The 19,527-nt window shown below is 58.9% G+C and carries 21 protein-coding genes, 1 tRNA gene and 1 pseudogene; 9 read left to right on the forward strand and 14 right to left on the reverse strand.

Annotated elements, in window-relative coordinates:
• Nucleotides 1–104: 104 nt before the first annotated feature.
• The 3 genes from H3T90_RS03170 to H3T90_RS03180 form a co-directional block, all read right to left on the reverse strand.
• A complete protein-coding gene (locus H3T90_RS03170; protein ID WP_198229597.1) occupies nt 105–644 on the reverse strand; it encodes a low molecular weight protein-tyrosine-phosphatase in 540 nt (179 codons plus the stop codon).
• On the reverse strand, nt 644–1,312 hold the full coding sequence (locus H3T90_RS03175; RefSeq protein ID WP_144178514.1) for a dihydrofolate reductase: 669 nt from the start codon (nt 1,310–1,312) through the stop codon (nt 644–646). Before H3T90_RS03175 ends, H3T90_RS03170 begins: the two co-directional genes overlap by 1 nt.
• Before the next feature lie 89 nt (nt 1,313–1,401).
• Nucleotides 1,402–2,277, reverse strand: a complete 876-nt coding sequence (locus H3T90_RS03180) for a thymidylate synthase (protein WP_110425686.1) — start codon at nt 2,275–2,277, stop codon at nt 1,402–1,404.
• A gap of 142 nt (nt 2,278–2,419) precedes the next feature.
• On the opposite strand from H3T90_RS03180, the gene H3T90_RS03185 reads away from it, so the two are divergent.
• The gene (locus tag H3T90_RS03185) at nt 2,420–2,833 is read left to right on the forward strand and encodes an OsmC family protein (RefSeq protein ID WP_144178513.1); all 414 of its coding nucleotides are present in this window, start codon (nt 2,420–2,422) and stop codon (nt 2,831–2,833) included.
• A gap of 90 nt (nt 2,834–2,923) precedes the next feature.
• Here the strand turns inward: H3T90_RS03185 and H3T90_RS03190 are convergent, their stop codons facing one another.
• The 4 genes from H3T90_RS03190 to manA form a co-directional block, all read right to left on the reverse strand.
• The gene (locus H3T90_RS03190) at nt 2,924–3,970 is read right to left on the reverse strand and encodes a universal stress protein (RefSeq protein WP_046323252.1); all 1,047 of its coding nucleotides are present in this window, start codon (nt 3,968–3,970) and stop codon (nt 2,924–2,926) included.
• 172 nt (nt 3,971–4,142) lie between these two features.
• Nucleotides 4,143–4,871, reverse strand: coding sequence for a C40 family peptidase (locus H3T90_RS03195; protein ID WP_198191428.1), 729 nt, complete (start codon nt 4,869–4,871; stop codon nt 4,143–4,145).
• Nucleotides 4,872–4,941: 70 nt separating this feature from the next.
• Entirely contained in the window at nt 4,942–5,853 is a 912-nt protein-coding gene (locus H3T90_RS03200) for a CHAP domain-containing protein (protein WP_198229598.1), read from the reverse strand.
• Nucleotides 5,854–6,146: 293 nt separating this feature from the next.
• The gene (gene manA, locus H3T90_RS03205; protein WP_198229599.1) at nt 6,147–7,532 is read right to left on the reverse strand and encodes a mannose-6-phosphate isomerase, class I; all 1,386 of its coding nucleotides are present in this window, start codon (nt 7,530–7,532) and stop codon (nt 6,147–6,149) included.
• 139 nt (nt 7,533–7,671) lie between these two features.
• Here manA and H3T90_RS03210 point away from each other — a divergent pair, with 139 nt between their 5' ends.
• Complete coding sequence (locus tag H3T90_RS03210) at nt 7,672–7,959, forward strand: hypothetical protein (RefSeq protein ID WP_046323256.1); 288 nt, start codon at nt 7,672–7,674, stop codon at nt 7,957–7,959.
• Here the strand turns inward: H3T90_RS03210 and H3T90_RS03215 are convergent.
• On the reverse strand, nt 7,892–9,142 hold the full coding sequence (locus tag H3T90_RS03215; protein ID WP_232350547.1) for a sensor histidine kinase: 1,251 nt from the start codon (nt 9,140–9,142) through the stop codon (nt 7,892–7,894). The genes H3T90_RS03210 and H3T90_RS03215 overlap by 68 nt on opposite strands.
• 201 nt (nt 9,143–9,343) lie before the next feature.
• Between H3T90_RS03215 and phoU the strand changes: the two genes are divergently transcribed.
• Entirely contained in the window at nt 9,344–10,021 is a 678-nt protein-coding gene (phoU, locus tag H3T90_RS03220) for a phosphate signaling complex protein PhoU (RefSeq protein ID WP_046323257.1), read from the forward strand.
• A gap of 178 nt (nt 10,022–10,199) precedes the next feature.
• Here the strand turns inward: phoU and H3T90_RS03225 are convergent, their stop codons facing one another.
• The 4 genes from H3T90_RS03225 to lysS all read right to left on the reverse strand — a co-directional run bounded on the left by H3T90_RS03225 (nt 10,200) and on the right by lysS (nt 14,651).
• Nucleotides 10,200–10,940: a phosphoglyceromutase gene (locus H3T90_RS03225; RefSeq protein ID WP_024626731.1), complete on the reverse strand. Its 741-nt coding sequence runs from the start codon at nt 10,938–10,940 to the stop codon at nt 10,200–10,202.
• Nucleotides 10,941–11,003: 63 nt separating this feature from the next.
• Entirely contained in the window at nt 11,004–11,951 is a 948-nt protein-coding gene (menA, locus tag H3T90_RS03230) for a 1,4-dihydroxy-2-naphthoate octaprenyltransferase (RefSeq protein WP_198229600.1), read from the reverse strand.
• Between the two features lie 66 nt (nt 11,952–12,017).
• Nucleotides 12,018–12,998 (reverse strand): 1,4-dihydroxy-2-naphthoate octaprenyltransferase, encoded by a 981-nt coding sequence (gene menA / locus H3T90_RS03235; RefSeq protein ID WP_198229601.1) that lies wholly within the window; start codon nt 12,996–12,998, stop codon nt 12,018–12,020.
• Between the two features lie 24 nt (nt 12,999–13,022).
• Nucleotides 13,023–14,651, reverse strand: a complete 1,629-nt coding sequence (lysS, locus tag H3T90_RS03240) for a lysine--tRNA ligase (RefSeq protein ID WP_198229602.1) — start codon at nt 14,649–14,651, stop codon at nt 13,023–13,025.
• Nucleotides 14,652–14,778: 127 nt separating this feature from the next.
• On the opposite strand from lysS, the gene H3T90_RS03245 reads away from it, so the two are divergent.
• Nucleotides 14,779–14,852 (forward strand) — tRNA-Pro (locus tag H3T90_RS03245).
• Between the two features lie 38 nt (nt 14,853–14,890).
• On the opposite strand, the pseudogene H3T90_RS03250 reads toward H3T90_RS03245, so the two are convergent.
• Both H3T90_RS03250 and H3T90_RS03255 read right to left on the reverse strand, forming a co-directional pair.
• Nucleotides 14,891–15,142 (reverse strand): annotated as a pseudogene (locus tag H3T90_RS03250) (tyrosine-type recombinase/integrase); the annotation flags it as partial.
• An 80-nt stretch (nt 15,143–15,222) separates the two neighbouring features.
• Complete coding sequence (locus tag H3T90_RS03255) at nt 15,223–15,621, reverse strand: helix-turn-helix domain-containing protein (protein WP_198229604.1); 399 nt, start codon at nt 15,619–15,621, stop codon at nt 15,223–15,225.
• A 497-nt stretch (nt 15,622–16,118) separates the two neighbouring features.
• Here H3T90_RS03255 and H3T90_RS03260 point away from each other — a divergent pair, with 497 nt between their 5' ends.
• The 5 genes from H3T90_RS03260 to H3T90_RS03280 all read left to right on the forward strand — a co-directional run bounded on the left by H3T90_RS03260 (nt 16,119) and on the right by H3T90_RS03280 (nt 19,183).
• On the forward strand, nt 16,119–16,442 hold the full coding sequence (locus H3T90_RS03260; RefSeq protein WP_198229605.1) for a hypothetical protein: 324 nt from the start codon (nt 16,119–16,121) through the stop codon (nt 16,440–16,442).
• Nucleotides 16,439–16,699, forward strand: a complete 261-nt coding sequence (locus H3T90_RS03265; RefSeq protein ID WP_110425697.1) for a hypothetical protein — start codon at nt 16,439–16,441, stop codon at nt 16,697–16,699. The genes H3T90_RS03260 and H3T90_RS03265 overlap by 4 nt, the downstream gene beginning before the upstream one ends.
• A gap of 137 nt (nt 16,700–16,836) precedes the next feature.
• Nucleotides 16,837–17,403, forward strand: a complete 567-nt coding sequence (locus H3T90_RS03270) for a hypothetical protein (protein ID WP_198229606.1) — start codon at nt 16,837–16,839, stop codon at nt 17,401–17,403.
• Between the two features lie 201 nt (nt 17,404–17,604).
• A complete protein-coding gene (locus H3T90_RS03275) occupies nt 17,605–18,810 on the forward strand; it encodes an ATP-binding protein (RefSeq protein ID WP_198229607.1) in 1,206 nt (401 codons plus the stop codon).
• Nucleotides 18,803–19,183: a hypothetical protein gene (locus tag H3T90_RS03280; protein ID WP_110425699.1), complete on the forward strand. Its 381-nt coding sequence runs from the start codon at nt 18,803–18,805 to the stop codon at nt 19,181–19,183. The genes H3T90_RS03275 and H3T90_RS03280 overlap by 8 nt, the downstream gene beginning before the upstream one ends.
• The last annotated feature ends 344 nt before the right edge of the window (nt 19,184–19,527 follow it).

Here is a 19,527-nt window from a genome sequence, read left to right on the forward strand (position 1 = left end):
CAGATACCCCAACACCACACTCTGACCAACACACAACCAAACCCACACACAGAACCTAAAACAACGCGTTTAGTTCCTATAGGCCTATTTCATGCATCTATCGTTCAGGACAACTGTCTGGCCACCCAGTCGACGATGTAGGGCGCGGTGTGCTCAATCTGATCGATGGCCACCTCGAACTCATGTGGGCCGCCATACCAGGGGTCCACCAGATCGATTTGGCTTTCCCGGCCCGGCACTGGCTTGGGCAGATCCGGGTCGAAGCTGCGGTACAGGTGCACATCGGATCGCTTGCCTGAGGGCAACAGACGCAACAGGGCGCGCATATGGTCGGCCGTCATGGGCAGGAGCAGGTCGGCGTCTTCGGCCTCCTCCCGGGTAATCCGGTGGGCGAAGTGGTCAGCCGGCACCTCGTAGCCCCGCTCGCGCAGAACCTTCTGAGCACGCCGATCTATCGGGTTGCCAAACTCCTCGTCGCTGACCCCGCTGGATTCCACCCTGACCTGGTCCTCATCCAGTCCGCGATCTTGGAAGAATTTACGCAGGATGATCTCAGCCATGGGTGACCGGCAGATGTTGCCGGTGCAGACGGTCATGACGTTGTAAGGGCCCCGTGAAGCCTTTCCTTTAGAATTCTGGGCCATCAACGCACCTTCCCATAGGTGATGTACCGGAAGCGCCGGATGGCATCCGCCTGGTCTGGTTTAGCAGGGGTCATCCAACGGCTCTCGTCGCGCACCTGCCAGAACCGCTTGCTGACAAGCTCCTCCATATCAGGCACAAAGACATCAGCTGGAGTCCGCAGGTCCAGGTCGGTCACATAGGCCGCATCAGCCAGCGGAAAGAAGGTGCTGAAGACCCCTGCGCCGCCGATGATCCAGATTTCGCTACGATCCATCCCATCATCAGGAATGGCTTCCTGCCTAGCCAGTTCCAGAGCATCGTCGGCCGCAGATACCACAGTGGCGCCTGGTGCATGGAACCCCGGGTCACTGGATAGAATGATGTTGTCCCTCTTGGGCAGGGGTCGCTCCCCCATGGAGACCCAGGTCCGCCGCCCCATGATGACAGGATGGGATACGGTCAGCTCCTTGAAGTGCTGCATATCCTCGCTCAGATGCCAAGGCAGCGCATTGTGGTAACCGATGGCGCCACGCCGACCGTCAGTGGCCTGCGCCTGCGCCCAGATCATATTGACCGATGAGCGGCGGCCTATCTCTTCTTCCTGATGCCGCCAATCCTCATCGCCTAGAAGCCCGGCCTGACCGGGCTCGGGTTCGTGATAGCCACTTCGACTATTGTCATGCTCCATCTGTTGCGTTCACTCCTCATAGTGAGTAGATATACGAGAACATTCTAATCTTCGGATTCGACGGTGCCCGTATTCGGCTCAGCGCACCTTCAGACCGCCACCGGGGCCTTGATGGCGGGGTGGCATTGATAATCCACTACCTCGAAGTCTTCATACTGATAGGAGAAGATGGAGTCGGCCTTGCGGATGCGCATGGTCGGGTAGGGATAAGGATTGCGCGACAGCTGCTCCAGAACCTGCTCCACGTGGTTGTCGTAGATGTGGCAGTCGCCACCGGTCCAGACGAATTCCCCAGGTTCAAGATCGGCCTGCTGGGCCATCATCAGGGTCAGCAGGGCATAAGAGGCGATGTTGAAAGGCACCCCCAGGAACATGTCGCAGGAACGCTGGTAGAGCTGGCAGCTCAACTTGCCGTCGGCCACATAGAACTGGAAGAGCGCATGGCAGGGCGGCAGAGCCATGCTGTCAACCTGGGCTGGATTCCAAGCAGTGACGATCATTCGACGGGAGTCCGGATGGGTACGTATCAGATCCAGCACTTTGGCTATCTGGTCAATGGTGTGATGGGGATCCTCCGGCGTCGGTGCGGGCCAGCTGCGCCACTGGACCCCATAGACCGGACCCAGATCCCCGGTTTCCGGGTCGGCCCACTCGTCCCAAATATGCACGCGGTTCTCCTGCAGCCAGCGCACATTCTGCGATCCCTTCAGGAACCAAAGCAACTCGTAGGCGATTCCCCGGAAGTAGACCTTCTTGGTGGTGATCAAGGGAAAGGAATGCGACAGATCGAAGCGCATCTGCCGCCCGAACAGGGATATGGTGCCGGTCCCCGTCCTGTCGGACTTCAGGGTGCCCTCGCGCAGGATGGTGCGCACCAAGTCCTCATAGGGGGTGGGAATGTCCGAGTCGGGACGCTCAGGGATACGTGTACGAATACGCTGCAGTTCTTCGGGAGTCAAGGCCATGCGGCCATACTATCAAGTCCTCGGTCAGCTGAGCGCGCCCCGGTGACGAATTGCACAGTCCGGGTTAGATTGGAGGAACAGGTCCGGCCACAGGGTCGGATCCGGATGACGCACCCATTGGGTGCCGGACAAGGAGGAACAGATGGGCAAGAGACTTTGGGTCGAACGCGACAAGGACGGTACCTGGAACGCCTATGGCGACAATGGGGCCCACATCACCTTCGGCAAGGGCGAGGATCAGTTCAACCCGGGTGATCTGATGAAGATCGCCCTGGCCGCCTGCGGAGCCCTCTCCAGCCAGTTCGCCGTGGAGAGCGCCCTGGGCAAGGGCAAGGGGGCGAAAATCGTGGTGGACGGAACCTATGACTCCGACGACGACGCCTACCTGAGCTTCGACGAGCAGGTGGACGTCGATGCCACCTCGGCCAGGCTGGCCCAGGAGGATGCGGACAAGCTGGAGGAGCGGATCCGCCGCCATATTGCCAAGTCCTGCACTGTGGCGCATACCTATCAGCGGGAGACCCCGGTCAGGATCTCCGTCAAGGTTCGCCACTGATCTGACAGCCATAAAAGAGCGGGGATCCCCAGGTTCATTGAACTTCGGGGGTCCCCGCTCTTCGTCGATGTTGCCGTTGAATCGACCGCCTTACTCCTTATGCTCGGGATCGATGGTCGACTCCAGATCAGCCAGCTGCTCGGGCTTGGCCAAATCCACAGAGATCTTCTCCACTCCGGTGATATCGGCCACATCCGTGCTTTCTGCCGCGTCGGCTGCGGCTTTGAGACCGGATTCCTCGGCCTCCACATATTTGCGCGGCACCACGTAAACGGGGCTGACCGCATGCTGCAGGAGGCCCTGGCTGGTAGATCCCAGCAGGAGTCCGGTGAAGCCGCCGCGGCCCCGCGAGCCGACTACGACCACGTCATGGGTCTTGCTGGCCTGGGTCAAGGCTTCTACGGCAGACCCTGGCACCACGGTCTTGTTGATGCGCAGATCGGGATAGGTCTTCATGAGCGGAGTGATTCGGGTATTGAGATCATCCAGGTAGGAGTCCATGACGCTGCGCTCCTCGGCCGAGCCCGTGCCGGTCAGTCCGGAGATATTGGGCACTGCCGACATCACATCCAGCTCGGCATTCCAGCTGTCAGCGAAAGCGGCGGCAATTTGCAATGCCTTAAGACCCCACTTAGACTCGTCGGAACCCACGGCAACCCGCTTGATGTCGTTGCTCAAATGCATCAGGTTGCCATCGTCGTCGGTGTAGGGGACGACCACGATAGGGCAGTAGGCATAGGCGGGCAAGCTGGAGCTTGTGGTGCCCAGCAGCCGCTCAGCCAGGCCGCCCTTGCCCCGGTTTCCGATGACAATCAGCCGGTAGTTGCGGCTCAGCTCCACGAAGACCGAGGAGGGATCCCCCGTCACAATCAGCGTGGCTGCACCGACACCTTGTTCATCGGCGATGGCCTTGGCCTTTGAGAGAATCTCCTGGGCGTCGTTGTGAGCCGCTACGTCATCTCCCATGGTGGTGTAGGTCGCGTCGAAAGAGACAGCCGCATAAGAGGGAAGGGAATATGCGCAGACGATTTGCAGGGTCAACCCTGCATGCTTAGCGTAGTTGGCGGCCCACCACGCCGCCTTGTAGCTGGCGTCCGAGCCATCGACGCCTACCAGAACAGCCTTGTCGTTGCTCATCCGACGACCTCCTTTAAACTTGGCGATGACAAACCGACACCGCTCTTTCTGCCAGAATATCGCATGCAGACCTGATCGATAAGTTGGCAAGGGCCAACACGCGGGGAACTTCGACTCTGAATATGCAAAACGCCCCACAAGGGGGCGTTGAGGTTACATGCACAAATGTGTCTCAGACCAGACGACGATACTCGAAAGCCCGATAAAGCTTCTCAACTGTTACGGTCCGACCGACATCCGGGGCATGAATCATGCGGCCACCGCCAACATAAATGCCCACATGGCTGCCCTCAGGGGTCACAATCAGGTCGCCAGGAGCAGGATCCGTGACCGGCACACCCACTGAACGTTGCGCATCGGCTGTGCGGGGCAGGCCGATGCCGAAGTGAGCAAACACATACTGGGTGAATCCAGAGCAGTCAAAACCCGTGGCCGGATCGGTCCCACCAAACACATAAGGAACCCCCTGGAACTGAAGAGCATAGTTGACCACATCTGCGCCCCTGCCAGTGGCCGGCACTTCAGTGATTGTGCTGACTGTACTGCTACGAGCAGCCGAACGACTGACCTGCTGCGAGGACTGGTGCCGACTGGCTGCAGCCTGGGCCTGTTCCTGAGCCTGCTGGGCCTTGGCTTCCGCATCCTTCTCGGCCGGAGACTTGGTGGCAGGAACGTTCAAAGACTCGATGCCACCCCAGCTGCTGTCCTTTTCGACGGTAGTAGCCGTCGACTCGGTCAACAGGTCGGCACGCACCTTGCTGCCGGGGGTGAATGAACGCGACGAAGTGACTGCGGCTTCACTGCCGTCACTGGCCTGGGCCACGGCGGGTATACCGATGGAAAGCATGCCACAGATTGTGGCAGCTGCCATCATGCTCACATACTTGCGTGTCTTTTTCATTGGTCACAATTCTATCACGTATCGGGCACAGGGATCAAGCACAAGAGGACACGATCCGTGCAGTCAAGGATCAATAGTGGATGTAGTTCAGAGCGTGCACATTGGACAAGGTGCGAGAATATGTCTTTCCGTTCATGTTGGCACTGCACTCGGAGGTGACGATGGAACCATCGGGATTGATCTTCTCCACGATGGCCACATGGCCATAGGTGGAATCCGAACCCTCCTGGCCGGCCTGGAAGACCACGATGTCGCCGACATTGCGCGGCGTATTGTCCACCCAATAGCCCAGGGTGCGTGCAGAGCCGGTCCACTCCTTGGCATTGCCCATGTGCGAGCCCACCGGTAGTCCCAACTGGTGACGACGGACGTAGACCCACCAGGTGCACTGGCTGAACTCATAGGCGTTGCCCACATCTCCAGTGACATGGTTGGGATTGAACCCTGCCGGCAGTACTGATCGGTTGGCATCCATCAGCACAGCCACGACTGGATTGTTGGCCAGGGATTTGGACATCTGTCCGGCATCGAGTTCGGATTCGCCCAGCTCCCAGCTGCCCTCGTTGCGTTGCGAGGCCGTGGGCAGGGGCTGGCGGTAATCAGAACGGGAGACCCTTGCACCACCAGTTGCGCTGGAGGAGCCGGTAGAGGATGAGGGGGTGACCAAATTGATTGCGACACTGTCGGCCAAAGGCAAGGACCAGTCGCCCCGAGCCTGGCTGACCGCCATAGAGGAAGCGGCAGCACCGACCAGGACGGTCAGGGCCGAACCGGTCATGATATGAGAGCGACGGGCTGAGGCCTTGGCCGCCAGACGGATAGAACGACGGGTCCGAGGGGCTACCTCGTTGAGCTTGGCTGCCAGGGCATCATCAAGACCCTCAATGCCAGCTGCCTGGGTTATACCCGACGATCGACCGATCGACCGACTGCCGACACCTGTGCCCCGCCTGGCCGAAGCCCCGTGCGCAGCATGCTTCATCTAGAATCACTCCCGTTTATGTTCCGACGCGACTTTCGTGCCGTACCACGAACCATCACAAGGGAACACCATAACGCAAGCGAGAATCCAGGCCAAATGACCTGAATTGTCCATACTGGTGTACTCAAGCATGGCTTCGGTGGTCGCTCATCTTCGACAACCACGGAATACTCTAGGATTATACGGACATAATGCGGACATGAGCAAACCCGCATGCGTGCCGTCCGCCACGGCGTGTCCCACAGTTTTGAACCCTGCATGGTCCACCCTGAGCGAATCTGACTCATACCAGGTCAGACCGGAGTCGAGGCCAGGAGGAAGGATCCGCCGGCATCGTTGGAATCTTGAGGCATAGTGATGTCGACACGGCCGTCCTCGGAGGGAATGAAGAGGGCCCGCCCCTGGTCCAGTACACAAGACTGGTCAGCGGCCGTGCAACGAATCCGGCCATCAGTACAGACGATGATGCGAGGTCCACGGCGGGGAATCATCAGGTGGCGGGGCCCCAGACGCTCTATCAGATCCCCGTAGCGCTGCTGAAGCCTATTGAGCAGGGGCCAAGTGGCTCCACCCTCCTCCACATGCCCGTAGACCAGCATGTATTCGTTGATCTTGGGCCGGTAGGTCACCATATTGTGCATGATCAGGGTGGCGATCATGGAGCTCGATGGATCAATGGGGGCCGAAGGCTGGCAGTCCAGGCTACGCAGGAGGTTGGGAATGTCCCGATGTTTGGGGGTCATGCCGGCCCTGAGCACATTGTCGGAGTTGGTCATAATCTCTGCCGCAGTGCCGTGGATGTATGCGTGAGGGGTCCCGGCGGGGATATAGACCGAATCGCCCTCCTCCAGATCCACGGGGTTGAGCATAAGCAAGCAGAGCACAGCGGGGTCATTCGGAAAGGCTCGTGCGGCACACAGGGCATGGTCCAGCACGGCTCCCGCCCGCCTGGACCGCAGCCTCCCGGCAGCAGCCTCCAAGGCTTCCTCCAGGCCTCGGGCTGCTTCTGGCTCGGCAGTCACGGCAGCGTGGAAGGCCCGGAAGATACGTCGGCGGGAGTCCGGCCAAATCAGGGAGGAGACCGGCATCATGGCATCGGCAGAAGCGAAGCGGGCTGGAGGAACCCCCAGGTGGAAGGTGCGGGCGGTCAGCGCCTCGGTCATCAGCTCGGCCAGAGGGTGATCCACGGCGCGCAGGAGAGTCAGCTGGGTGGAGATGGTCGCGAAGCCTACACAGGCCTGAAAAGGCTCCAGAGCCACTACCATTTCGTTCTTGGCCAGACTGTCGTGAAAGGAGCGGCTGGGATCGTCGTCAGGCACCCCCAGGGCATTTTCACGGTTGAAACCGGCACGGGCTTCGAAATCCAGGGGATGCACCTGCAGAGACAGAGGAATGCGGGCCGAGATGATCTTGAACAAGTAGGGCAGGGTGGGGCCGAAGAGGCGGGAGTCGCGCTCCCCCAGCATGGCCATGGGATTGCGGCGGATGGCCACGGTCAGAGGCAGCAGCGAACCGTCGGGCAAGGTCAGGGGCGAGGGGGATTCGGTGTGTCCGCTGAACCACATCTCCGCCAATGTATCCCCCGGGCATCCGTCTGACTCATCCAGATGGAACATGCGCTGCAGTCGGTCATGTGAGCCCCAGGCGTAGTGCTTCTCCACAGCTTGGATCGGATACACGCACTCCCCTTTCCACGGGAAATCCCTCCATGGGCCGGTGCATACGAACCCACCAATCCCCGTCATGATAAGACAAGGGCCGAGGCCTGGGCAAGGCGAGGGGGTCGCCGCATGTCATTGCGAACGGTACAGTAGGGGTATGAAGCTGGCTCCCATTTTCGACCCGGATGCCCGCAGGCCTTCGCCTCGGCCCGTGCAGGTGGACCTGCGACGCATCTTCCTGCTCGGCACTGGCGCCTGGATTCTGGCCTTGGCCGTGGTGGGCATTCTGGCCCTGACCGGAATGACGGTCACCAAGCCTCTGATTGTCTGCCTATCCGGGGTTGGCGTTGGCATTCTGCTGTTGATCTGGGAGCATTTCAATCGCTGGGATTATCGCCGCCTTGCCCAGCAACCGGACCCTGAGCCAGAGGAAGCATCAGCGTAAATGTGCTCCCCTCTCCCGGCGCGCTCCAGACCGTGACCGAGCCATGGTGGGTCAGAGCCACATGCTTGACGATGGCCAGCCCTAGGCCGATGCCTACGGCAGTCTCTTCATTCTGATTGTCGGCACGGTAGAAACGCTCGAAGATCCTGTCTTGGTCCGCCTTGGATATGCCTCGGCCGTGGTCTACCACCCTGATGATTCCGTAGTGCCCATCCTTGGAGGCCTGTGCCACCAGGGAGACGGTAGAGCCTGAAGGCGAATATGAGATAGCGTTCTCCACCAGCTTGGCCAGAGCCACTCTGATCTGCTGCCCATCGCCATGAATCGTCAGCGGCTGGTCGCATCGCCATCGCAGGGTCACATGGGCCTGATCCGCTCCATTCTGCTCATCCTGCACCACTGCACGTATTTGCTCAGCTACGTCAAGCACATTCTCCCTGCTGGGCTTGATTCGCTCCTGAGCCCGGATCAGCAAAAGAAGATCCTTGAGCACATGTGCCAGATAGGCGCTGTATCGCTGGACCGAGGAGGCATCCTTGGAAACGCTGCGCAGGTGGCTGCGAAGAAGTTCTGGGTCGTCCCCCTCCAGATGGGAGGTGGTTTTGAGCTGTGCCGCCAGCTCCTCCAGGGCCTGGACCGGCTTGAGCATCTGCTCGGATACATTGGTCATGAAAGCGTCCCTGGTCCGGACAAACCTGACCGAATCGCTCACGTCATCGATAAGCACCACCACCAAGGACCGGTCAATCCGCCCCAGGGTGACCTTGAGCCAGTTCCTTCTGGAAACCGCCTGGGCCTGAACATGGGTCGCGTCCCCGGGATCCTCGGCCTCGTCAATATCCCAATTATCGGATTCCGCGCTCTCAGCTGCGACATCCAGAGCGAATTCGGTAGGCGTTCGCGTGACCAGATTAAAGCTGCGTCGACCGCCCGAACGTCGTACCTGCGCGATGGCTTCGGTGATCTTCGGATTGGATATCTCGTCGTTGCTGACGATTCCCAGCCTGTAGGCATCCGGGCTGGAGCGCACAACCTCGTCATCGCCATCGACCACAACGGTGGCGGCGGGGATAAGTGCCAGCAAGGCCTGGCTCGAGCCCTCCAAAGCCTCACCGTCGGCCTCTTCGCCATCCTTGCTCCGGTTGCCCATAAGGCTGCGCAGGCGGTCCATGAACCGTCTCATAAGGACTTCCCTCCAGTCCGGCGCCGACCCCGGACACTGCGACATCAACCAAGTCTCGTCGGCCGTTCCGGCTTTATTCTCGCATACCCGACAGCGATTGCCGCTCCAATGGCCCGACATTCTTCGGGGCTGGCTTTTTCTTGCCACCCTGGTCACATAGACTGTAGTCATATCGTTGACCGAGGCCGAAAGGGAAGAACAATGCGCGTGATTTTCAACGAGGAGCTGGGGCTGGTGGCCGACGACCTCGATCGGATGGCTGCCAAGGTTCGCGATGCCATCAAAAAAGCAGGACGGTCCCTGATGGACTGTGACGTGGAAACGGCCCAGGAAGTCATCGACGGGGATGCCGATATAGACAACCTCCAGGCCAGCATCATCGATCAATGCATCAGGCTCCTGGCCAAGCAGAGCCCTGTGGCCACTGATCTACGGGTGGTGGTCTCCACCCTGAGCCTGTCGGCAACCTTTGAGCGTATGGGAGACCTGGCCAGGCACATTGCTGAAACTGCAAGGCGCTCCTACCCTGAACCGACCCTGCCCGCCGAGGTCATCCCCCTGTTCAAACAGATGCAGGACTTTCTGGATGTCATGGCCGACCGTCTGGTCGAGATGCTCTCCGACAGGGACACGACCATAGCCGAGCAGATCATCGTCAGCGATGACCAGATGGATAAGCTCCACCAACAGACTTTCAGCTATGCCCTCTCAGACGACTGGAAGGGGTCCAGGCAGCAGCTGATCGACTTGATCCTGGTGGCACGGTTCATGGAGCGGCTGGGAGACCACGGCGTATCGGCGGCCCGCCGCGTGGTCTACATCGTCTCAGGCTTCGACCCCTCAAAAGACCCCAAAGATCTCGACCTCGATCTGGACTGATATAGCAAAGGGGCTACTCATCACCTGACAGCTGGTCGGGTGGAGGCCCTTTTTTTATTTCCATAACTTCCAGGGAATACCAAAGGTGGTGCCCTCTACAAAAGCAAGGACACCACCTCAACAACTTTGGATGCTCTGTATCCAAAGTCCGGTTCACATCATCGGATGGATTTGGATATCACTTTTGGCCCTGGGCCGCCACAGCAGCAGCACCGGCGGCGGCTGCCTCAGGATCCAGGTACTCGCCGCGAGGCTTGATGGGCTTGAAGTTCTCATCCAGCTCATAGACCAGGGGGATGGCCGTGGGGATGTTGACCTTGGCGATCTCGTCCTCGGTCAGGTTGTCGAGCATCTTGACGATGGCCCTCAGCGAGTTGCCGTGGGCGGCGATCAGGACGGTCTTGCCGGTCTTGAGCTCAGGAACAATATCGCTCTCCCAGTAGGGGGTGACGCGCTTGACCACGTTGGCCAGTGCCTCGGCGCGGGGCACAGGAGCTCCGGCATACCGAGGATCATGGGACTGTGAATATTCGTCGTCAGGGTCGATCTCGGGCGGCGGAGTGGCGTAGGAGCGACGCCAGAGCATGAACTTCTCGTCGCCGTACTTTTCGCGGATCTCGGTCTTGTTCTTGCCCTGCAAAGCCCCGTAGTGACGCTCGTTCAGCCTCCAATCGCGCTTGACGGGGATCCAAAGGCGGTCGGCCTCGTCCAGGGCGATGTTGGCGGTGTTGATGGCGCGGCGCAGCAGGGAGGTGAAGACGATGTCCGGCAGAACACCCTTATCCTTGAGTAGCTTGCCGCCCTTGCGGGCCTCCTGCTCGCCCTGCTCGGTCAGCGGGACGTCCACCCAGCCGGTGAACTGATTGGTGTTGTTCCATGCGCTCTGGCCGTGCCTGAGCAATACTAGTTTGTAGGTCATACTGCAAATTCTAAGACTTAAGAGGGACTGTTTGGCGGACCTCCCCCGCCTTAGAACAGTCTCTTAAAGCAGGCAGACGCCCAACCAGCAGAACCCTGTCAGCAGATCGGTATAGCCCGACAGCGCAAAGGCCCTGCTGAAGCGGTTCCGACAGCTGGCTATCGTGGTGGCAACAGCCATCACCAAGACAGGCAACAGACAGGGCAGACGGGGCCAGGCGGTTGCTAGGGAGCCGCCAGACAGGGACCATGATTCGACGATTCCCAGAATCACAGCCAAGGCATAACAGGACCCCATCAGAATCAGCGTGCCTTTGGCTCCGATGAAGGAAGACAGCGTGTACTTGCCAACCAGAGGATCCGCATCGATGTCACGATAGTTGTTGATCTCCAGAACAGGAATGCAGATAAGACCACCAACCAGCGCGCCGATGAACCCGTGGCGGTCGATGCTGCCAGTCTCCAAGTACTGGGTGGCCAGCACGCCCACCAGGCCGAAGAAAATCATGATACTCAGCTCTCCCATGGCCCTATAGCCGTAAGGGTGTTTGCCACCCGTGTAGAACCAGGCACCCAGCAGACAGAAGATGCCGACCAGAATCATCCACCAGTGGCCAGTCACCCAGCAGAGAATCAGACCAGCCAGGCAGGCCATAAGGATGTTGAGATAGGCAGACAGCAGGACCTTGCGAGGCTCCACGCCACCGGCCACGCCTCTTCTGGGCAGATCAGGCACCGAACCGTCAGCCCCGGCGCCTGAAAGACTGCTACGACCTTCGTCAGTACCCCTGATTCCGTCAAAGTAGTCATTGGCGAGATTGCAGGTGCTGTGGATGAACACAGCCGTCAGACAGCATAAGAGAGCAGTTAGCCAGAAGCGCACATCCGGCCCAAGCCCTTGGTTGAACAGTTGCCGGAGGGCCACCGCTGTGCCAATCAGAACCGGTGTGGGCGAGCAGAGCAAGGCCGAGGGTCGCAGCGCGTCCTTGTATTCCCGAAGTGTGATGAACATGATTGCCTGATTATCCACCAAATCGCTCGAAAGTCGGACCGCTCCCTTATGAGGGTATCAAGATTTTCATAGCTGCAGGAGCAGGCCCGCCGACCAACACAGGGCGGAGACCAGGGTGCCTTTACCCGCCATGCCAAAAGCCTTGGGCACCTGGCCACGAGCAAAGGCTCGACAGATCAGCAGAAAGACAACGGCCACTGGCAGGAGGATCAGCACAAGAGGGAAACCGGGCAGGCCACGTCGCATGACAGCCGGAACGAACTGAATCAAGCTCAGAACCAGGCTCAGGATGTAGACCAGATAAATGGAGATCGCCGCTGCGCGCGCCCCCACAAGAACTGCATATGTGTGCTTGCCGGCAAGGTGGTCGTCGTCCAGGTCACGGTAATTGTTGAGCATGAGCAGGCCCACGGCATTGAGCCCGCATACGCAGGCACCCAGGATGCCGGCGGCATCGACCCTATTAATGAGGAAGTACTCGGTACCCAGGGTGGCCACCAGACCGAAGAAGATGAAGACGCTGACCTCGCCCAGCCCATGATAACCGTATGGGTACGGGCCGCCCACATAACACCAGCCGGCGATCAGGCAGCAGACCCCGACCAGGATCATCCACCAGTGACCGGTCAGTGCCATGACGGCCAGACCCATCAAGCAGGTGAAGGCCGCCGAGATCATGGTGGCGTAAAGCACCTTCCTGGGCGGCACTCCGGCAGCCACAAGACGTCTGGGTCTGCCGGAGGTGGCCTCCTCGCCGCCACGGCCGGAATCAGTGCCGCGAACACCATCGGCATAGTCATTGGCGAAGTTGGCTGCGATCTGCATAGACAGGGCAAGCAGGACCAGCAAGACCACGATCAAGGCCAGTCGTCCCGGTGTGGCCGCCTTCAGGGCAGGGTCGACAGGCGTGGGCGAGCAGGAACTGGTGCACTGTTCCAAGAGCCGTGACCGCTCCAAGAGTGCAGCCGAAGCGCCCACGCAGACAGGCGCCACCGAGGCAGGCAGCGTCCGGGGACGCATGCCATCCATCCACAGCCTGATATTCATGACCGTCCCTCCCCTCTTATCATCTCAGACCAGCGGCTTGACCAGGGGGAAGGTGATGGTCTCGCGGATGGATGCACCGGTAAGGGCAATCAGTAGACGATCGATGCCCATGCCCATGCCGCCAGCGGGAGGCATGCCTACGCCCAGGGCCTCCAGGAAGTCCTCGTCAATATCCATGGCCTCGACATCGCCGCGGCTGGCCATCTTGGCCTGCTCGACGAACCGCTGCCGCTGGACCACCGGATCGTTGAGTTCGGAGTAGCCCGTGGCCAATTCGAACCCGCGAACATAGAGATCCCACTTCTCGACCACGCCCGGCTTGGTGCGGTGGGCCTTGACCAAGGGCGAGGTCTCGACCGGGAAATCGCGCACGAAGGTCGGCTCATACAGCTTGTCCTGCCAGAAGTGCTCCCAGAGGTGTTCGACCAGCTTACCGTGGTTTTCGGCAGGCTCCTCCTCCAGGCCCAGTTTGTCAGCGATGGTCCGCAGATGGTCCACGCTGGTCTGCGGGGTGATCTCCTCGCCCAAGGACTCGGAAAGGGACTCATACATGCTGATCTGGCGCCAATCACCGCCGAAGTCATACTGGCTGCCATCCTGCAGGGTCACCTTCAACGATCCAGCCGTGGCCATGGCCGCCTTCTGGATCAGTTCCTTGGTCAGCTCCCCGATGGTGTCATAGGTGCCGTAGGCCTGATAGGCCTCCAGCATGGTGAACTCCGGGGCATGGGTGGCATCCACGCCCTCATTGCGGAAGTCACGATTGATCTCGAAGACCCGCTCAATGCCGCCCACCAGGCAACGCTTGAGGAAGAGCTCAGGGGCGATGCGCAGGTAAAGGTCGATGTCGAAGGCGTTCATATGCGTGGTGAATGGCCGGGCCGCAGCGCCGCCATGCACGGTCTGAAGCATGGGGGTCTCGACCTCCATGAAGTCGTGGTCCTCGAAGGTACGCCTCAGCGAGGAGACGGCCTTGGAACGGCGGCGGACCATGGCCCGCACATCCTCATCGGCGATCATGGCCAGGTAGGGCTTGCGGGTGCGCTGCTCCTCACTCAGTTCCTTATGCAGGGCTGGCAGTGGCTGCAGGGCCTTGGCCGCGATGTTCCACTCAGTGGCGAAGACGGAGAGCTCTCCGGTCTTGGAAGCGACCACGCGGCCGCGCAGGTAGAGGTGGTCGCCCAAGTCGACCAGCTGCTTGAATCGCTTCAGAGAATCAGCACCTATCTCACGCTTGGAGATCATGCCCTGGATGCGGGTGCCGTCGCCCGCCGCCAGCTGGACGAAGCAGAGGCCGCCGCCGTTGCGCAGGAAAAGGACTCGGCCGGCGATGCCAACTACATCCTCGGTCTCCTGGCCCGGCTCAAGGCGGTCCTGATACTTGCGGCGCACATCCTCGATGCGGTCGGTCACATCCAGATGGACCGGGTAGGGTTCGATGCCCTCCTTAAGCATGAGCGCCCTCTTGGCCACACGCATGCGCACCTGTTCGGGATGGCCTTCAGCGCCGTCCGTCAGGTTGCCGGGATCGATGGCGTCATCCAACTGGGCGCCCTGATCAATCTTCTCTGTGATGGCCATATCCTGCTCGAGCAGTGCCTGAGCGCGCTCGACCGTCGTCAGACGAGGGGTTTCTTCCGATGAGTCATTCATAAATCGCTATTTTACGCATGAGCCGGTACTTGGCCCTTGCACCGCCGAGCGGCAAGCAGTTGGGACTCCGCGCCGCGCAGACGATGGCGTTTGGCCGACGGTACGTGTACTATATAGAACGTTGTCACGGGGTATAGCGCAGCTTGGTAGCGCGCTTCGTTCGGGACGAAGAGGCCGGGGGTTCAAATCCCCCTACCCCGACAAATTATCCTGGTCCGAATGGGCCGGGATTTCAACGTTTAGAGCACATCACGCAGCCGGCGAAACCGATTTTGAGCGCACTTTGCAGCAGCAACTCGTTCATCGACTCCCCCCCCCCCCACCGAATCCAGGTCATCGTCAAACAGATCCGCATACGCATCCAAGGTCATCGCGGCCAACGTGTGCTCCAGCCGCCGCTGGATGGCCTTCACGTTCGCCCCGCTCTTGACCATCAGGCTGGCCGCCGTGTGTCGTAGGTCATGGATGGTCATCCGTTTCAACCCGACCGCATCGCACGCACGGACAAACTACTCGCCGCCATCCTTCGGCGACACCGACTTCACGTATCCATGGAAGCTCCCTCTGAATCTCAATCTCGTGGAGTCTCCCTTTCCATCGCCGCACTGGGGTCATGCAGAGCGGCTATATCGAAATCTTCCGGATGAGCCGCAACCTGATCCAGCTTCTCAGCTTTACCCTTTTGTTCTTCGGTTTGCCGGCTTAGCTGCAATGCTTGCTCTAGCCTTGAGGCTGGATTGAGATTGAAGACTCGGCACAGCGCTATAAACTCACGCAAAGAAGGCGACCCATGCCTGCAATTGAAAAGGTCGCTGACTCTTGGCGCACTTACGTCAATGGCACGAGCGAGCGCGCAGTCGGATATTTGAAACGGTGACTCATCTCGCTTTTCGGAAATAAGTCTCATACCCGTAATATCAGTCAGTGTCCAAACGCGCGCGTACTTTGTCATGGCAATCAGATCAGACATGTAACAGCTTTTTATAAATCGCAACGCGAGTTTAACATAGTAAAAGAATGCTCTTATAGACTTGCTGCTCGGGCCATAGACGTGCTTCGCAAAACGGCACTGACAAACAAGCAATCCAAAACCGAACTGACATCAGCGCTGCACATAGCCAGGCCCACATTGAACGCCCGGTTTAAGCCGGCGACATGATGCTCAGCAAGTTCATACAGCAGTCAAAAGAAGTCGGTGTCGATCCATGCGAAGCACTCAATGACTGCGACGGGGAGTCTCCGGCATCATCATTGCTCGCAGGGAAGGAGAAGCGATGAAAAGGCTGGTCTTGCCCAAATCTTTTTGACGTGCTCGCGGATCTTGACGACGTGATAAGGGCAGATCGTCATTGCTGGGCGACCAGAGCCTCTGAAACAGGAGCAACCCGTGCCCTTTCTGCGTCATGCTGGTCGGCAGGGGCTTCCACCCTCGGCGGCTCCTTCCACAACGGGCGCTGCACGCTGTCCATGCCGTGGCCCGACGAGGTCATCCAGCCGTACCGGCAGGTCTGGGAGCACATCCTGGGCAACCACAGGCCAGGGACCTCCGTCCCCAGCAAGACCGCGTTCCCCTCCTCGTGGAGCGAGAAGCGCGTCAGGCATGAGGTCCTGGAGACCGTGGCGGCACCCGACCTTGTCAGGAGCATGAAGGACGGGAACCGGGAGGAAAGGTATAGGCTGGTCGGTGAGGAGATCATCCGCGTGTGGCTGCGGAAGAAACGGAACACCCGCGGACGATACATGATCAACACTGCGTTCCCGACGGTGGGCGAGGAAAAGGAGATGGCATGACGACTGATCAGGAAGCAGCACAGGCTTTCCGCCGGCTGAGGCCCTACCTAGCGCCGGTCATGGACGAGTGGGAGCTCATCGCGCTTGACGGCGGTTTCGAGGCCGGGGAGCCGTATTTCGCCTTGTCCTACGCCGTGGCGTCCATCCCCTCGTACCAGGTGGACGTCCCCCGCGACGTGCTCGTGCAGGCGTTCTCCTGCCTCAACGAGGACGACCGTCAGGAGTACGCGGACATCCTGAAGGGCGCGACGGCCTAGCCCGGGCACACTTGTAATTGCTTTCCAGGCCATCCCTTACCGGGGTGGCCTTTTCCATGCCCTGACGGGCCATCGAGTTTTCCGCGGACCCCGCACGCCGCGTCGCTAATCGTGCGTCCGATTACCAAGGAGCAACCATGCCCATGCATTTCATCCACCGTTTCGACAGGCTCCACATGCGTCTGGCCGACTCCCCGCAGGGGAAGCCGGTTCCGGCGGAGGCCAGCCCGGTCCGGGAAGCCGGCATCGACCCGGATAACACGCGGATCCTCGCACAATTTGAGACTCAAGGCACAGCGACAGCCACCTCTAGCATCTACGCAGTACGATACGGCTCCTCGGAAGGCGACCAGGCGGTCACCGGCTTGACCAACGGGGGCGTCAAAGTGCAGGATCGGGGCCAGCTGCAGGACAAGCCCGCCTACCGCATCCGCATCGAGTTCTTCGTCGGGCTGGCCGTTTTCGGTGGCAAGGCCGCCGCACGCCTGAAGGGGGTCATCAATGGTAGCAGGAAGACCGCCGGCGCAGCTGCCAAGAAGCGGGCTGAAGCGGAGCCGACCCTGGCCGTCACACCGAACGAGCCCGTGCAGGAGGTCACCGCTCAGGAGCCCGACAAAGAGAAGGAGCCGCCCGCGGCCCCCGATTGTTCCGCGGCGGTTGCGCCCGCCGGCCGTTACAAGACTTTTGAAGACGGATGTATGTAAGAACACTAACCTCGCTATTCTCTTTCTCTTCTTAAAAAGCAAAAGCGATTCTCGTTTTTCTCGCGTTTTATAAGTTCAAGGATCACAGCCCCGACGATTCTGAAATTGCCTACTGCATTAATATTGCGGTTCCTCGGCACATAACAACCAATCACCAACATTCAGGTGTAGCATATAAACAGATATTCTGTTCAAAGGAGCATGATGCGGATCTTAGCCTTTGACCTCAAAGGACTTCGTTTATACGACAAGGGCGCACTACGCATGATCCTGTTCGCCGAGGATAGGATTACCGATGGCAGCTTCACCCATCGCCTTCAGGGCACCACCTCACCGCTTGGCATCGTCACAGCCATTGGCATCTCCGGCATCAATGCCTCCGGCAAAACCACTGATCTACGCCTGCTTTCTCTAATCATCAACATTGCCAGGGGCGCCTCATTGGGTACTCAACGCTCCACCATCGATTCGCTGATGGACATTCTTGAGCCTACGATTACAGCACGCATTATCTTCGAAGAAGACGGCGATGCTTGGCTACTCAATGCCACACTTCGACGCGCAGATCAGAACGAGGCCACCGCCGACTCTCCCTTGGTTTTTGAAAAGGAACGGCTGTGCCAGTATGCGGGCAGAAGCCTGAGCAAGATTCGTTTGAGAAGAACCATTGATGGCGATGAAGAATCCTGGGTGACTGTAGCGACTCGGGGAATGAACAAGTCCGGCGACGGAAAGGAGCTGGCTGAGGACGTCAAGAGATTCTTACCCCCCGATCGCTCTCTGATGAGCGGGATTTTGCGGGCCAAGGAGACCATGGTCACCATCTGTCTGCAAAATCCGCTGCAAATGTCCATTCCCGTCACTCCTCCATCCCAAGTGGTGCGTCTATTCGATCCGACCATCGAACACTTAGAGGTAAGCGATCACCAATTCCATATCAAGTTCCGCAACGAAAAGCTTGAACGTAATTGTGATCCCTCACAAGCTGTGGCCATGATATCGGCGGGAACATTTCGCGGAACATCCCTGGCGCAGCATGCTATCGAAACACTTGCACAAGGAGGTTACCTACTATTAGACGAAATCGAAAACAGCATAAACAAGCAGTTGGTATTCGCCATCATCGATTTGTTCTCCTCTCCCGCCACTAACCCGCATGGGGCAGTACTCGTTTTTTCTACGCACTACCCTGAATTGCTGGATCATTTCACCAGAAAGGACAACATCTGGTTCGCTGTCAGACATGAGAACGCGGGATTCCAACTGGTCAGATACAACAAACTTGTCACGCGCGGTGAACTGAAGAAGAGCGTCCAGTTCATGTCAGGTACCTTGCAAGGAACGGTACCCTCAGCCGCTTCCATCAGCGCCCTGCGGAGCTACGTCAAGGATACGGTTCATGGATAGTCAAGCGATATATAACCAACCTACCTTGGTTATCTGCGAGGGATCTGCCGAAAGCGTCATCTTTGAACTCCTGCTGGCAGAAGGAAAACTGATCATTCCTAAAGATTCGCTTATTGAGGATCCGCAGACTGGTCGGCTTTATACCCGCTGCCGGAAGGATAGGGATATCGAGGAACGGTTCCTTTCCGTTACTTATGGTTCTTCGTGCGTGAATATCGTCCGTATTATTGACTCGCCAAATGAGCGCTTTCACTTGTCGCCTCTGTACCAGTCTAAAGCCCGTGTATTTACTCTGACTACCCGTCCGGAGATCGAGATCCTGGCCATCATCAAAGAGGGGCTTATAGGGACTGGACGCATGTCAATAACATGAAACCCAGCGAATTCTGCAAGGAGAAACTGGGGTTGCACAAGATCAAGCAGTATGCTTTCCTACGCCAATATTGGAACGATGCGGATGAGCAGTACCGAAGAAACCATCACTTCCAAAATCATGAGCGATGTTTGGCCGAGATACTCGTTGATTATTCAGGCAACTGCACCGAGCAAGTGTGACCTAGGCGACATAGCCGACTAAAGTCCGTCAAAGACCATCAGCCTAGACTGATAGATAGAAGCGACCAGGCGCTAGAGCTCCACGAGGAACCGGCACCTACAGATACCCTGACAGCAAGGGAGCCAAATGAGCCAGGACCAGACACCGATTTTAGGCAGCAG

Origin of the sequence: Bifidobacterium polysaccharolyticum, from assembly GCF_016101585.1 — a bacterium.
In the GTDB taxonomy this organism is placed as follows: Bacteria; Actinomycetota; Actinomycetes; order Actinomycetales; family Bifidobacteriaceae; genus Bombiscardovia; species Bombiscardovia polysaccharolytica.